Source organism: Nocardiopsis suaedae (genome assembly GCF_027706745.1).
In the GTDB taxonomy this organism is placed as follows: domain Bacteria; phylum Actinomycetota; class Actinomycetes; order Streptosporangiales; family Streptosporangiaceae; genus Nocardiopsis_A; species Nocardiopsis_A suaedae.
In genome coordinates this window covers 149,026-162,373 of record NZ_JAQFWP010000003.1, presented here as the reverse complement: position 1 = coordinate 162,373, position 13,348 = coordinate 149,026, and the positions used below count along the sequence as shown (strand labels likewise).

Here is a 13,348-nt window from a genome sequence, read left to right as displayed (position 1 = left end):
CACGGGAAACTCCGGGGAATCGTCCTAGCCTGAAGGCATTCGGAGCGCGTCGAGGGAGGCGTCCAGATGGGCGGAACCGTGCACAGCACCGAAGGGCGTGCCGCCGCCCGCGGCACCGCGGGCGGCAACCTGGCCCTGGCCACGGCCGCGTTCGCGCTCACCTTCTGGGCGTGGAACCTGGTGGGGCCGCTGTCCAAGACCTACTCCGAGCAGCTCTCGCTCTCCCCGTCGCAGACGTCGCTGCTGGTGGCGGTGCCGGTGCTGGTGGGCTCGCTGGGCCGGATCCCGGTCGGGGCGCTGACCGACCGCCTGGGCGGGCGGGTGATGTTCACCGCGCTGTGCTTCATCAGCATCGTGCCGACGCTCCTGGTCGGCCTCTCCGGCGGCTCCTACCCGATGCTGCTGCTGTGGGGCTTCTTCCTGGGCGTCGCGGGCACCTCGTTCGCGGTGGGCATCCCGTTCGTCAACGCCTGGCACCCGCCCGCCCGCCGGGGGTTCGCCACCGGGGTGTTCGGGGCCGGGATGGGCGGCACCGCGCTGTCCGCGCTCCTGACCCCGGTGCTGGTGCAGGCCTGGGGGCTGTTGGCCACCCACCTGGCGATGTGCGCCGCCCTGGCGGTGATGGGCGCGGTCATGTGGGTGTTCAGCCGCAACGCCCCGGACTGGAGGCCGAGCTCCGCACCGGCGCTGCCCCGCATGCGCGACGCGCTGCGCCTCAAGGAGACCTGGCAGATGGCGCTGCTGTACGCGCTGGCCTTCGGCGGCTTCGTGGCCTTCACCACCTACCTGCCGACGCTGCTGACCACCGCCTACGCCTTCGCCCAGACCGAGGCCGGGCTGCGCACCGCCGGGTTCGCGCTGGTCGCGGTCATCGCGCGGCCGATCGGGGGCACGCTGTCGGACCGCTTCGGGCCGGTGCGGATCTGCCTGGCCTCGTTCATCGGCACCTGCGTGTTCGCGGTGGTGCTGGCCTTCCACCCGCCGGCCGAGTTCCCGGCCGGGGCGTCCTTCGTGCTCATCGCCCTGGCGCTGGGGCTGGGAACGGGCGGGGTGTTCGCGCTCCTGGCCAAGCTGGTCGAGCCCTCCCGGGTGGGCACGGTGACCGGGCTGGTCGGCGCGGCCGGCGGCCTGGGCGGGTACTTCCCGCCGCTGGTGATGGGCGGGGTCTACCAGGCCACGGGGGCCTACACGATCGGGTTCGTGCTGCTGGCGGCCGTGGCCCTGGCGGTGGCGCTGTACACGTCCCGGGCGTTCCGCACCGCCGAATAGCCCCCCGCGCACGACGAAGGCCCGGAACCGTACCGGTTCCGGGCCCCACCTGCGGTCCTGACGGGATTTGAACCCGCGGCCTCCACCTTGACAGGGTGGCGAGCACTCCTAACTGCTCCACAGGACCATCACCGCGTTCCGCCCTTCCGGGCGACCCGCTCCACCACTACTCTAGCGGGGTTTTGCAGTGCTCTGTCCCGTCGGCCTCAGGCCCGGGCCCGGCGGACGCGCCCCTCGTCCCACACGGGATCATCGGAAGGGTAGACGCCGCCGTCCTCGCCGAACACCAGGAACCGGTCGAAGGAGCGCGCGAACCACCGGTCGTGCGTGACGGCCAGCACGGTCCCCTCGAACCCTTCGAGGGCCGCCTCCAAGGCCTCGGCCGACTCGACGTCCAGGTTGTCCGTGGGCTCGTCCAGCAGCAGCATGGTGGCGCCGGACAGCTCCAGCAGGAGCACCTGGAAGCGCGCCTGCTGGCCCCCGGACAGGGAGTCGAACCGGGTGTCGCGCCGGTGCACCAGCTCGTAGCGCTGCAGGGCCGGTGCGGCCAGGTCCAGCGGCATGGCGTGGTCCTCTTCGAGGATCGCCGCGAGGGTGCGCCCGTTCCACTCCGGGTGGTGGTGGGTCTGGGCGAAGTGCCCGGGCACCACGCGCGCCCCCAGCCTGGCCGTCCCGGTGTGCGCCACCGACTCCGGGTCGCCCAGCAGCCGCAGGAAGTGCGACTTGCCCGAGCCGTTGGAGCCGAGCACCCCGACCCGCTCCCCGTAGAACACCTCGGCCGAGAACGGCCGCATCAGGCCGGTCAGCTCCAGGTCCGTGCAGGTGAGGGCGCGCACACCGGTGCGGCCGCCGCGCAGGCGCATGTCGATGCGCTGCGCCTTGGGCGGCTCGGGCGGCGGCCCCTCGTCCTCGAACCGGGCCAGCCGGGTCAGCGCGGCCCGGTAGCGGCTGGCCATGTCGTCGTTGTTGGCCGCCTTCTGGCGCAGCCGCTTGACCAGCTCGCGCAGCCGGGTGTGGCGTTCGTCCCAGCGGCGGCGCAGCTCGGCGAAGCGGGCGTGGCGGTCCTCGCGGGCGCGGTGGTAGCTCTCGAAGCCGCCGCCGTGCACCCACGCCGACGCCCCGGCCCCCTTGCCGCCCTCCAGGGTGACCACGTGGGTGGCGGTGGCCGCCAGCAGTTCGCGGTCGTGGCTGATGAACAGGACGGTCTTCGGGGTGCTCTGGAGCCGCTCCTCCAACCATCGTTTTCCCTGAACATCCAGGTAGTTGTCGGGCTCGTCCAGCAGGAGCACGTCATCGGGGCCGCGCAGCAGCGCCTCCAGCACCAGGCGCTTCTGCTCGCCGCCGGAGAGGGTGCCCAGCTCCCGGAAGTGCGCGCGGGCGTAGGGCACGCCGATGGCCTCGACGGTGCACACGTCCCACAGCACCTCGGCGTCGTAGCCCCCGGCGTCGGACCAGTCCGACAGGGCCTGGGCGTAGCGGAGCTGCACCGCCTCGGAGTCGCTCTCCATCATGGCCAGTTCGGCGGCGTCCAGCTCCTGCCCGGCCCGCCGCACCGGGGGCGCGGACACCGACAGCAGCAGGTCGCGCACGGTCGCCTCGGCGGGCAGCGCACCGGACGCCTGGGAGCCGATGAACTGGCGCATCACGCCGATGCGCCCGCTTCGGGTGACGGCGCCCTCATGGGCCTCGGCGTCCCCGGCGATGATGCGCAGAAGGGTGGTCTTCCCGCTGCCGTTGGCGCCGACGAGCACCGCCTTCATGCCGTCGCCCACGCGGAAGGAGACCTCGTCCAGCAGCGTCCCCCCGTCGGGGAGCCGGTAGGACACGCCCGCGACATCGATATGGCCCATGGCGGCCAGCCTGCCACCGGGCCCACCGCGCGTCGAAAGGTTTTTCCGGGGGCGCTCCGTCAGGGGCGCCGGGTCAGGAGTGCAGCTCTTCGATGCGCGCCTTGTGCTCGTCGCCCCAGGCGCCCAGGGGCTCCATCGCCGCGTTCAGGGAGCGGCCGAACGCGGTCAGGGAGTACTCCACACGGGGCGGGACCTCCCGGTACACCTCGCGGTGCACGAGGCCGTCGTGCTCCATCTCCCGGAGCTGCTGGATGAGCATCTTCTCGCTGATGCCCTCCAGGGCCCGGCGCAGCTCGCCGAAGCGGCGGACCCCCTGGGCCAGCTCCCAGAGCAGGAGCGCCTTCCACTTGCCCCCGACGACGGCGAACGCCGCGTCGAGCCCGCAGACGAAGGTGCGCTGCCGCCCCATGGCCCCTCCGATTCTTACCTTTCGGTGAGTACCCGACAAAAAAGTAGGTACTTGTTTCAGCTCCAGTGTGCGGCCGAGGATGGCGGACGTCCACCACGAACATGATTTCGAATGAGGACGCCATGCCTGCTTCCGCCTCCCCCGCCCCGGTGACCGTCGTCGGCCTCGGCGACATGGGCACCGCCCTGGCCCGGGCCTTCCTGACGGCCGGGCACCCGGTCACCGTCTGGAACCGGTCGGCCGCCAAGGCCGACCCGCTCGTCGCCGAGGGCGCGGTGCGCGCCGCCTCCCCCGCCGCCGCCGTCGAGGCGAGCCCCCTGGTCGTCGCCTGCGTACTGGACTACCCCGCGCTGCGCGAGGCGCTCGGCTCCGCGGAGAGCCGCCTGGACGGCCGCACCCTGGTGAACCTCACCAACGGCACCCCGGAGGAGGCCCAGGAGACCGGCGCCTGGGCGCGCGGGCTGGGGGCCGCCTACATCGACGGGGGCATCATGGCGGTGCCCGCGATGATCGGGACACCGGACGCCGCGGTGCTCTACAGCGGCGACGCGTCCGCGTTCGGACGGCACGAGGCCGCTCTGCGCGTGCTCGGCCCGGCGTCGTTCCTCGGCCCGGCCGACGGGACCGCCGCGCTCAACGACATCGCGCTGCTCACCGGCATGTACGGCCTGCTCGGCGGGTTCGTGCACGCCGCGGCGCTCATCCGGTCGGAGGGGGCTGCGGACGGGTCGGAGGGCGGATCCGTCACGGAGTTCACCGAGAACCGGCTCCTGCCCTGGCTGACCGCGATGACGGGCATCCTGCCCGCGCTGGCCCGCCAGGTCGACTCCGGCGACTTCCGTACCGAGGGCTCCGGACTGGCGATGCAGCTCCGGGCCTATGAGAACTTCCTGTCCGCCAGCCGCGCGCGGGGAGTGCGCACCGACCTGATCGCCCCCTTCCACGCGCTGATGGAGCGGGCCCTGTCCGCGGGGGCGGGCCCATCGGACGACGTCTCGGCGCTGGTCGACACGCTCCGGGACGGCCGCGGGTAGGGCCGCTCACCCCCGGCCGCAGCGCCCGCACCGGGGCCTCCCGGTGCGGTGGTAGGACACCGTGGCGACGCCCAGTCCCAGTCCCCACACCACATAGGCGGGGATCGCCGCCCAGAAGAACCAGGCCGGGTACCCCGGGACGCCCCACGCGTCGGGGCCCTCGACGATCAGCGCCCCCAGGCCCATCAGGAAGTAGCACACCATCCCGGCCGAGGCGAAGGCGCCGGGCACCAGCACGAGCGGCCGGGGCACCCTCCGCCCGGCCAGGGGGAGCACCCAGCGCGGCCACACCCTCCCCCACCGGTGCACCAGCGCCAGCGGCAGGACGACCCCGGCCAGGGCGAAGACGGCGATGAAGGCCCCCGCGGCGAAGGCGGCGGCCGGGCCGTCGACGCCGTCGGGGAACAGCGGGTTCTCCTGACCGCCCGCAAGGACCTCGGCCAGTGTGCGCACGGCGACGGCGGCGATGACCGTGTAGGCCGCCGCGAACGCCCACCGGGGCGCCCGTTCGGGGGCCGGGGCCGCGCCCGGGGCGCGGCCGCAGGACGGGCACCCGCCCTGCACCCGGCGGTGCTCGGCCACCACCGCGGACGCCAGCGCCACCGCGCCGAAGGCGCACGCGGCGCGGCTCGCCACCGCCCCCGCGTGCAGCGGGATGCCGCCGATCCCGAGGAGCAGCAGGCCGACGACGTCGAGGATGAGGAGGAAGGAGGAGAGCGCCGTACCGGCGGCCACGGCGGCGCCCGCGGCCATGAGCGCCCGGTGCCCGAACCGGCTGCGCGGCCGGAGCGCGGGCACCGCGATCGCCCCCGCGATCACCGCGGTGCCCGCGCACAGCAGCACGATCGGCCAGTCCGAGAACGGGCCCAGATCGTCGCCGACCGGCGGCAGGTCGGGCCGCCCGGCCAGGGTCCAGGAGAGGCGGAGCGCACCATAGGCGGCCGCCCATCCCAGGGCGGCCGGTGCCGCCCACACCGCCCACCGCGGTCCGGTCACCGGCCCTGCCGCCTGCCCTGTCGTCGGCCCTGTCGTCGCCATGGCACCGATCCTCGCCCCCGGCACCGGTCCCGGTTCACCCTCTGCGGAGCGATCCCGGGGCGCCGCCTCCCCCGCGCGGGGGAGGTGACAGACCTCCGGGTAAGGCATTTGTCCCCCTCCGGCCCAGAGGGAGTGGGCCGCACCCGACGTCCTATGGAGGCAGACGCGGAGCGAGGGGAAGGCGCGATGACGACACCGGCCGGAGGGGAAGGCGGTGGGATGCCCGAGCGGATCGGGCCCTACCGGATCACGGAGCAGATCGGACGCGGCGGCCAGGGGACCGTGTACCTGGGAACCGGCCCCGACGGGGTCGAGGTGGCGGTCAAGGTCCTGTCCGGTTCGTGGGAGGGGGGCGCGCTGCAGCGCGCGCGCTTCGCGCGGGAGCTGGAGTCGGTACGGCGGGTGGCGCCGTTCTGCACCGCCGCCGTCGTGGAAGCCGACGTGGAGGGCGATCCCCCCTACATCGCCAGCGAGTTCGTGCACGGCCCCACGCTGCGCGCGGCGGTGCACAGGGAGGGGCCGCGCACCGGGGCCTCCCTGGACCGGCTCGCGGTGGCCACGGCGACCGCGCTGGTGGCCATCCACAGCGCGGGCGTGGTGCATCGGGACTTCAAACCGGCCAACGTGCTGCTGGGCCCGGACGGGCCGCGGGTCATCGACTTCGGGATCGCCCGGACCGGCGACGCGACCCTCACCCAGACCGGATCGGTGACCGGCACGCCCGCCTACATGGCGCCCGAGCAGATCCGGGGCGCGCGCGTCGGACCGGAGGCGGACGTGTTCGCGTGGGCGGCGGTCATCGCCTTCGCCGCCTCGGGCCGGGGTCCGTTCGACGGGGACAGCGTGCACGAGGTGCTGCACCGGGTCGTCTCGGACGAGCCGGATCTGGAGGCGGTTCCCGAGCGGCTGCGGCCGCTGCTGGGGGCGTGCCTGGACAAGGACCCGGCGCGGAGGCCCACCGCGGTGCGCGTCCTGGGGGCGCTGGTGGGCCGCGACCCGGAGCCGGGGGACGATGCGTCGTCCGACGCGGTCACGGAGGTCCTCCGGCAGGGGGCGTCGGCGGCGGCGGGCCGCACGGTGGTGGCGACGGCCCCGTTGGCGCCCGCCGCCCCGGCGGCGGGCGCGGAGGCTCCCCCCGCAGGGGCCCCGCCTGCGGCGCCACCGCCGACGAAAACACCGCCCGCGCCGGTACCGCCTGGGACGACGCCACCTGGGACGGCACCGCTCGCGCGCGGGAAGCGCCGGAGGCGGCCGACGGGCGCGGTGCTCCTGGCCGTCCTGGCGGTGCTCCTGGCCGGCGGCGCGGCGTGGCTGCTGCTCGAGGGCGTCCCGCGGGCCGGGTGGTTGACTCTGCCCGACGCCGTTCCCGCGCGCCAGACCGCCCCGGCCGAACAGGAGACCGGGCAGGACGGACAGGAGACCGCGCAGGAGACCGGGCAGAATCCGGAGGCCGTCCCTCAGCCCACACCTGAACCGACGCCCGAGGGGCCCTCGGATCAGCCCTCGGAGCACACCCCGGAGTACACACCCGAGGAGACGCCGGAGGAGACGCCGGAGGAGACGCCGGACGGGGGGCACGAGGGGACCGGCGACCCGACCGGCCCCGCCCCCGAGCCGTCGGCGGACCACGGCGGGGGCGGGGCCCCCTCCCCCGCCGGCGAGGACTCCGATCAGACGTGGCCGGACGGGGAGGGGAGCGCCTAGAGTTCGAAGGAGGGCGAGCCGCCCGGGACCGCCGAGCAGGAAGGTGCGCACGTGACCGACCAGCCCGCCGCCGCTGGACCTCCGCTGCCGCAGGGGCCGCCGAGCACCCGGATCGACAAGTGGCTCTGGGCGGTCCGGCTGGTCAAGACCCGGTCCGACGCGGCGCAGGCGTGCCGCGGCGGGCACGTGCGCCTGAACGACAAGCCCGCCAAACCCGCCGCGGCGGTCTCCCCCGGCGACGAGGTGCGGGTGCGGCTGCACGGCACCACCCGCGTCGTGGAGGTCGCGCACGTCATCGAGAAGCGGGTGGGCGCGCCGATCGCCCAGCGGTGCTACACCGACAACACGCCCGCGCCGACCACGGCCGCGCCGCCGCAGGCGTTCGCCGCCCCGCCGCGCCGGGACCGGGGCGCCGGGCGCCCCACCAAGCGGGACCGCCGCCAGATGGAGCGCCTGCGGCGCGAGGGCCCGTTCTGACCCGGCGGGGCCGTCACCGGTAGCCGGTGGTGTCGGCCTCCCGCCCGGGATACTGGACCTCGGAGATGTACCGCCAGGCGTCGGGGCGGCTCCCGTCGGCGTCGGTGAGGCCGTACACCTTGGCCAGGTGGCCGCTGGACACCGTCCGCCCGGTCCACAGCCCGGCCCGCGGGTCGGCCGCCAGGGCCGCCACGCCCCGCCCGACCAGGGCCGGCGATTCGGAGATGGCGAAGTGCGGCTCCTTGTCCACCGCGTCCCGCCAGTTCTCCTCGGTCACGCCGAACACCTCCAGCATCGCCTCCGAGCGCAGCCAGCCGGGGGTGACCGCGACCGCCGCGCCCCCGTGGTCGCGCAGCTCGTGCGCCTGGGCCTTGGCCAAGCGCTGCACCGACGTCTTGACCAGGTCGTAGAACAGCCCGGCGTCGGCGCGGTACCCGGCGTTGAACTCGGTGGTGCCGTCGGTCATCTCCACCACCAGCGCCCCCGGGCGGCGGATCATCAGCGGCAGCGCGAAGTGGCTGGTGGTCACGTGCGTGTCGATGCCCAGCCGGAGCATGCGCATGCCCTGCTCCAGGTCGTGCTCCCACAGGCGGCGCCCGAATTCGGTGAGGTAGACGTCGCCGCCCCAGATGTCGTTCACCAGCACGTCGAGCCGCCCCTGCTCGGTGTCGATCCGCTCGACCAGCGCCTTCACCCGCTCCGGCTCCAGGTGGTCCACCTGGACGGCGATGCCGGCGCCTCCGGCGGCCTCCACCAGCTCGGCGGTCTCCTCGATGGTCTCCGGGCGCCCCATCTCCGAGCGCGCGCTGCGCGTGGTCCGCCCGGTGGCGTACACCGTCGCCCCCTTGCGCCCCAGCTCCACCGCGATCGCCCGGCCCGCTCCGCGCGTGGCCCCGGCGACCAGCGCGACCCGGCCCTCCAGCGGTCGGTCGTCCCCCATGTCCCGCGCCTCCCTTCATCGTCGTCCCCTCCGTTCTACGGCGCTTTCCTGCCGTCTTCTGTCAGGAACGGAAGGGGAATGTCGCCGCCGGGCGACACGGCGGTGGGGGGTTCGAGTGCGTCCCATAGAGGGGAAGACGTGGAGGAGTCGGACGAACCGGACGGAGTGGAGGTGGTCCCCGTGGAGGGCACCGGTCCCGGACCGGAGCGGAACGGACCCGACCTGGCCTCCGCCGTCGCGCGGGACGGGCCGCTGCACGGCGCCGACCTGGACCGGGTCGCCGTCGCCGCCGCAGCCGCACTGGCCGCGCTGCACCGGGCGGGCACGGCGCACGGCCGCCTCACCCCGGCCGATGTCGTGCTCGGCCCGGACGGGCCGCGCGTGGCGGGCGCCGGTGCGCCCGAGCACGCCGGGCCCACCTCCGACATGTACGCCGCCGACGTGTACGCCTGGGCCGAGGTGGTCGCGTTCGCCGCGCGCGGGCGCTACCCGGTCGACACCGACGACCTGCTCGCGGTGCCCGAGCGGCTGCGCGGACCGGCGGACACGTCGGGCGTCCCCGAGCCGCTGCGCGGGGTGGCCGACGCCTGCCTGGTCCCCGACCCCGCTCAACGGCCCAGCGCCGTGGAGGTGCTGCGGGCGCTGCTCGGCCTGCCCTACTGCGGCGAGGAGGAGCTGCTCGCCGCGGCCGCGCGGGCGGTCGACGGGCCGGAGCCGGAGGGGGACGGGGAGCCCGACGGGGCCGCGCGCGTCCGGGTGGTGGACTCCCCGGAGCGCCCGTACGTCCCCGATCCGCCGAGCGTCCCCCGGCGCCCGGGAACGGAGGCGGCACACGAGGAGGCGGTGCACGAAGAGGCGGCGCACGAGGAAGCGGCGCACGAGGAAGCGGCGCACGCGGTGTCCGCCGGTCCGGTCGCCGAGGCCGCCGGTCCCACCCATAGCGAGCGCGCGCGAAGACGGCAGCGGCTCCTGCTCACCGTGGCCGCCGTGTGGCTGCTCGGCATGGGCGGCCTGGCCGGGTGGGCGCTGGTGAACGGCGCGCTCACCCCCGAGGCCACACCTGAGCGGGCGAGCCCTGTCATCCCCGAGGGGTCGCCCGACCCCTCGCCCAGCACCTCACCCGCCGCCACGGAGCAGAGCGGCACGGCGACCGCGCGCGGGGAGCCCGTGGAGCGCGAGGAGCCCGCCCCCAGCGCGTCTCCGAGCCCTTCGCCGAGCCCGTCCCCGTCGACGGGCCCGACCTCCTCCCCGGACGATCCCCCTGAGGATCCTCCGACGGATCCTCCGCCCGACCCGCCCACGGACCCGCCGACGGATCCACCCACCGATCCGCCCACGGACCCGCCGACCGGCCCTCCGACCGGCCCGCCTACGGATCCCCCGTCCGAGGCCCCGACAAGCGGCCCGACGGGCGGCCCGACTCAGGCGCCGACCTCGTCACCGGTGCTTCCGCCGATCGACCTGCCGCTGCCGTCACCGCCGTGACGGCCGCTCCGGATCGCGTCCCAGCTCCCCCGTGAGGTCGGAGAAGGCCACCTCGCCCTTGTACGTGCGGGCCCCGTCCGTCTCCACCAGGTACACCGACGTCACCGACACCGGCTGCACGGCGTCGTCCGGCACCGTGAACTCCACGGGCCGCCACCCCTCCCAGGCGACCCGCGGCCCGTACACGGCGTGGCGGATGCCCGCGTCATCCTCCAGGGAGAGCGCGACCGTGGCGCCTTCGCCGTCGCCCTTCACCTGCAGGCCGAAGCCGAACGCCGCCGGGCGCGCGGGAAGCGGCTCGGGCGGCCGCGCCGTGGCCGCCCTGGTGCGCACGGCACCGGTGAAGTCGTACCGGACGGCGATGCCCGCGCCGTACCGGCCCTGGACGGGCCGTAGCCCGGCCTCCGCCCGCGTGCCGTCGGCCGTCCACGCGCCGCCGTCCTCGAAGGCGGCCAGGCGCACGGTCTCCGTCCCGATCGCGACAGGGACCTCGGCGCGCACCCCGCCCGCCTCGACGGTCACCGCGCCGGTGCCCTTCACCGCCACCGGGTGCACCTCGAACCGGCCGTCGCCGTGGCGCTCGACCTTCACCAGGTCCGGGTCGGCCTCGACCCGGGCGTCCTCCGGCTCCACGGGGGCGCGCGTGCCGTCCGGCGCCACGCCCGAGACGACGAACGAGGCCGAGTCCCCGTCGCCGGGGAAGAAGAGCCGTTCGGGTTCGGGCGCCAGGCGGTCAGGGCCCGGCAGGACCCGGAGCCCGACCGTGCCCTCCGCACCGGAGGCCGCGCCCGTCACCTCGACGCGCCCGGGGGCGCCGCCCCGGAACGCGTTCCCCTGCACCGACCCCCGCGGTGCGGTCAGCCGCAGGTCGGGGACGCGGCCGCCGTCCCCGCCGCCCCTGTCGGCCGCCGCAGGCCCGTACGCGGCGTCGTGCAGGTCGGCCTCCAGGGTGCGGCGCATTCCGGTGAACAGGAAGTACGGGTCGTCCTGGGCGGGCGCCTCGGCACCGTGGCCGGGGCGCGGGTCGAGCCGCGGGCGCAGCCACAGGCCGGACGGCGCGCCGTCCCCGGCGGGGGCGGTGACCAGCAGCCCGTTGGGGACCTCGCGGGGGCCCTCGCCGGTGCGGTTGCGCGCGGAGAGGCCACGGCCGCCGGGGTCGCGGGCGAGCAGCGCCGACGAGCCGCCGCCGTCCAGCTCGATCGCCTCCACGGCCCCGGCCTCCTTGACCGCTTCGGCCGCTTCGCCCAGGGTGGCGCCGGGCGCGCCGGGCACCCGGCCGTCGACGGCCAGCGCCACCATCCGGGTGCCGCCGGCCCCGAACCCCAGGACGGTGCGCGGCTGGCGGGCGCCGTCGGCGGCGCCGGTGGGACGGCCGTCGCGGAGCAGCACACGGCGGCCGCCGAGGACGGTCCGGGGCCGCACGCCTCCGGCGTCGATCCGGTACTCGGTGCCGACCCGCGCGCCGTCCTCCAGCTCCGCGACGAGGTCGGCCCCGGCGCCCCGGCCCACCAGGACGCGCGTTCCCGGTGCGATGGGCCCCTCACCGGCGCGGTCGCGCACCGTGCGCACGGCGCCGTCGGCGAGCACCGCCTCGGCGACCCGCTCGGCGCCGTGCACGGCCCGCGCACGCGAGGCGCTTCCCCAGTCGTCGGTGAACAGGCCGAGGCCGTCCGCGGGGATCCCGGGGGCGTTGAGCGCGTCGAGGCGGGCCGTTCCGGACGGGGTGCGCACGGTCCCCTCGAAACGCACCCGCCGCACCGACCCGCGGCCGTCCTCCCCGATGACGGCCGCGTAGGGGCGGCCGGGCGCGGGCGAGGAGAGCACCTCGCCGTCCCGCACGGCCGCGCCCAGGGGCGCCTGGGAGGCCCCGGCGTCGAAGAAGTCCCCGTTGACCGCGGCGACGGCGGCCCGCCCCTCCGGCCGGGGGTGCGCGGCGGCCATGTCGGCCGGCTCCGCCGCGGAGGCGACCGACCCGCCGTCGATGTAGTCGGCCCGCGCGCCGGAGCCCAGGTCCACGGTGAGCGCGGTGAGAGTGGGGCGCGACCGGCCGGGCTGCGCGCGCACCTCCAGGTCGACGCCGGGGGCCACGGGCACGGTGCGTGCGGGCGGCGCCGGGGCGGGTGCGGCGGACGCGGCGGGCACGCCGGGAACGATGGAAACGGCGGCCAGCAGCACGGCCGCGGCCGCCGCGGAGGACCTCCGCGGCGGATTTTCGCGAGACGGCGGGAACGGACCCACATCGACCACTCTCCGTAGTCAAAACTGCGCACATCGTACCCTGCGTGCACCCGCGGCGCCCGTACGCTCCGGTTGGTACGGTCAGGCGTCCACGGCAGAACGCAGGAGACGAGGTCAGCCATGCGCAGTCCGCTGTTCGAGGCCGCACGGGAGAACGACGTCCCGGGCATGTCCCTCCAGAACGGGAAGATGCTCCGGGTCCGGTTCAACGGGGAGTTCCTCGCCCGGCAGGGGTCGATGGTCGCCTACCAGGGCGACGTCGACTTCGCCTACAAGGGCTCGGGCGGCATCGGCAAGTTCCTGAAGAAGGCCGTGACCGGCGAGGGCGCCCCGCTGATGTCGGTGACCGGGCAGGGCGACGTGTTCCTCGCCCGGGACGCCTGGGACGTGCACCTGATCGACCTCGAAGGCGACTCGCTGACCGTCAACGGGGAGAACGTCCTCGCCTTCGAACCGGGCCTGAACTGGGACATCCAGCGGGTCCAGGGGGCGGGCATGGCCGCCGGGGGGCTGTTCAACACCGTCTTCACCGGGCACGGGCGCATCGCCATCGCCTGCCACGGCTCCCCCGTGCTGCTCAACGTCGACCAGCCGACCTTCGCCGACACCGACGCCGCGGTGGCCTGGTCCAGCTCGCTGCGGACCGGGGTGCGGCGCACCGCCAAGGCCGGGGCGCTCATCGGGCGCGGCAGCGGCGAGGCCTTCCAGCTCTCCTTCGAGGGGCAGGGGTTCGTCCTCGTGCAGGCCTCCGAGGGGGCGCCGGTGGCGCAGCCGGCCTCCGGCTGACCGCCGCCGGGTGGCCGGAACCGGCCACCCGGCGCCGCCCGGCGCGGGCACACGGGCACGTCGTCCGGGGGCGGGCGAGACGACTGTTCAACCGTTGAACGGTTTCCGTTCCCGATCG

At 75.7% G+C, this 13,348-nt stretch carries 11 protein-coding genes and 1 tRNA gene; 6 read left to right on the top strand and 6 right to left on the bottom strand.

What is annotated here, in order from left to right; all coding sequences use genetic code 11:
• Window positions 1-66 precede the first annotated feature (66 nt).
• On the top strand, window positions 67-1,269 hold the full coding sequence (locus O4U47_RS03070; RefSeq protein ID WP_270675969.1) for an MFS transporter: 1,203 nt from the start codon (window positions 67-69) through the stop codon (window positions 1,267-1,269).
• Window positions 1,270-1,321: 52 nt separating this feature from the next.
• Here O4U47_RS03070 and O4U47_RS03065 read toward each other — a convergent pair.
• The 3 genes from O4U47_RS03065 to O4U47_RS03055 form a co-directional block, all read right to left on the bottom strand.
• Window positions 1,322-1,396: transfer RNA gene (locus tag O4U47_RS03065), tRNA-Asp, on the bottom strand.
• A 79-nt stretch (window positions 1,397-1,475) separates the two neighbouring features.
• Window positions 1,476-3,119: an ABC-F family ATP-binding cassette domain-containing protein gene (locus O4U47_RS03060; protein ID WP_270675968.1), complete on the bottom strand. Its 1,644-nt coding sequence runs from the start codon at window positions 3,117-3,119 to the stop codon at window positions 1,476-1,478.
• Window positions 3,120-3,192: 73 nt separating this feature from the next.
• Window positions 3,193-3,528, bottom strand: a complete 336-nt coding sequence (locus tag O4U47_RS03055) for a winged helix-turn-helix transcriptional regulator (RefSeq protein ID WP_270675967.1) — start codon at window positions 3,526-3,528, stop codon at window positions 3,193-3,195.
• A 122-nt stretch (window positions 3,529-3,650) separates the two neighbouring features.
• On the opposite strand from O4U47_RS03055, the gene O4U47_RS03050 reads away from it, so the two are divergent.
• The gene (locus tag O4U47_RS03050; RefSeq protein ID WP_270675966.1) at window positions 3,651-4,562 is read left to right on the top strand and encodes an NAD(P)-dependent oxidoreductase; all 912 of its coding nucleotides are present in this window, start codon (window positions 3,651-3,653) and stop codon (window positions 4,560-4,562) included.
• A gap of 6 nt (window positions 4,563-4,568) precedes the next feature.
• Here the strand turns inward: O4U47_RS03050 and O4U47_RS03045 are convergent, their stop codons facing one another.
• Window positions 4,569-5,600, bottom strand: coding sequence for a hypothetical protein (locus O4U47_RS03045; RefSeq protein WP_270675965.1), 1,032 nt, complete (start codon window positions 5,598-5,600; stop codon window positions 4,569-4,571).
• Between the two features lie 219 nt (window positions 5,601-5,819).
• On the opposite strand from O4U47_RS03045, the gene O4U47_RS03040 reads away from it, so the two are divergent.
• Both O4U47_RS03040 and O4U47_RS03035 read left to right on the top strand, forming a co-directional pair.
• A complete protein-coding gene (locus tag O4U47_RS03040; RefSeq protein ID WP_270675964.1) occupies window positions 5,820-7,304 on the top strand; it encodes a serine/threonine-protein kinase in 1,485 nt (494 codons plus the stop codon).
• A gap of 51 nt (window positions 7,305-7,355) precedes the next feature.
• Window positions 7,356-7,781 carry an RNA-binding S4 domain-containing protein gene (locus tag O4U47_RS03035; protein ID WP_270675963.1) on the top strand — a complete coding sequence of 142 codons (426 nt, stop codon included), beginning with the start codon at window positions 7,356-7,358 and terminating at the stop codon, window positions 7,779-7,781.
• A 13-nt stretch (window positions 7,782-7,794) separates the two neighbouring features.
• Here O4U47_RS03035 and O4U47_RS03030 read toward each other — a convergent pair whose 3' ends face one another.
• A complete protein-coding gene (locus tag O4U47_RS03030) occupies window positions 7,795-8,721 on the bottom strand; it encodes an SDR family oxidoreductase (RefSeq protein ID WP_270675962.1) in 927 nt (308 codons plus the stop codon).
• Window positions 8,722-8,859: 138 nt separating this feature from the next.
• On the opposite strand from O4U47_RS03030, the gene O4U47_RS03025 reads away from it, so the two are divergent.
• Window positions 8,860-10,206 (top strand): protein kinase family protein, encoded by a 1,347-nt coding sequence (locus O4U47_RS03025; protein ID WP_270675961.1) that lies wholly within the window; start codon window positions 8,860-8,862, stop codon window positions 10,204-10,206.
• Here the strand turns inward: O4U47_RS03025 and O4U47_RS03020 are convergent.
• Window positions 10,195-12,348 carry a phosphodiester glycosidase family protein gene (locus tag O4U47_RS03020; RefSeq protein WP_270675960.1) on the bottom strand — a complete coding sequence of 718 codons (2,154 nt, stop codon included), beginning with the start codon at window positions 12,346-12,348 and terminating at the stop codon, window positions 10,195-10,197. The two genes, O4U47_RS03025 and O4U47_RS03020, sit on opposite strands and share 12 nt — an antisense overlap.
• Window positions 12,349-12,564: 216 nt before the next feature.
• Here O4U47_RS03020 and O4U47_RS03015 point away from each other — a divergent pair, with 216 nt between their 5' ends.
• The gene (locus O4U47_RS03015; protein ID WP_270675959.1) at window positions 12,565-13,230 is read left to right on the top strand and encodes an AIM24 family protein; all 666 of its coding nucleotides are present in this window, start codon (window positions 12,565-12,567) and stop codon (window positions 13,228-13,230) included.
• Window positions 13,231-13,348 lie beyond the last annotated feature (118 nt).

Coding starts and splice junctions, on each gene's coding strand:
- O4U47_RS03070 (WP_270675969.1), top strand. CDS start 67: ATGGGCGGAACCGTGCACAGCACCGAAGGGCGTGCCGCCGCCCGCGGC.
- O4U47_RS03060 (WP_270675968.1), bottom strand. CDS start 3,119: ATGGGCCATATCGATGTCGCGGGCGTGTCCTACCGGCTCCCCGACGGG.
- O4U47_RS03055 (WP_270675967.1), bottom strand. CDS start 3,528: ATGGGGCGGCAGCGCACCTTCGTCTGCGGGCTCGACGCGGCGTTCGCC.
- O4U47_RS03050 (WP_270675966.1), top strand. CDS start 3,651: ATGCCTGCTTCCGCCTCCCCCGCCCCGGTGACCGTCGTCGGCCTCGGC.
- O4U47_RS03045 (WP_270675965.1), bottom strand. CDS start 5,600: ATGGCGACGACAGGGCCGACGACAGGGCAGGCGGCAGGGCCGGTGACC.
- O4U47_RS03040 (WP_270675964.1), top strand. CDS start 5,820: ATGCCCGAGCGGATCGGGCCCTACCGGATCACGGAGCAGATCGGACGC.
- O4U47_RS03030 (WP_270675962.1), bottom strand. CDS start 8,721: ATGGGGGACGACCGACCGCTGGAGGGCCGGGTCGCGCTGGTCGCCGGG.
- O4U47_RS03015 (WP_270675959.1), top strand. CDS start 12,565: ATGCGCAGTCCGCTGTTCGAGGCCGCACGGGAGAACGACGTCCCGGGC.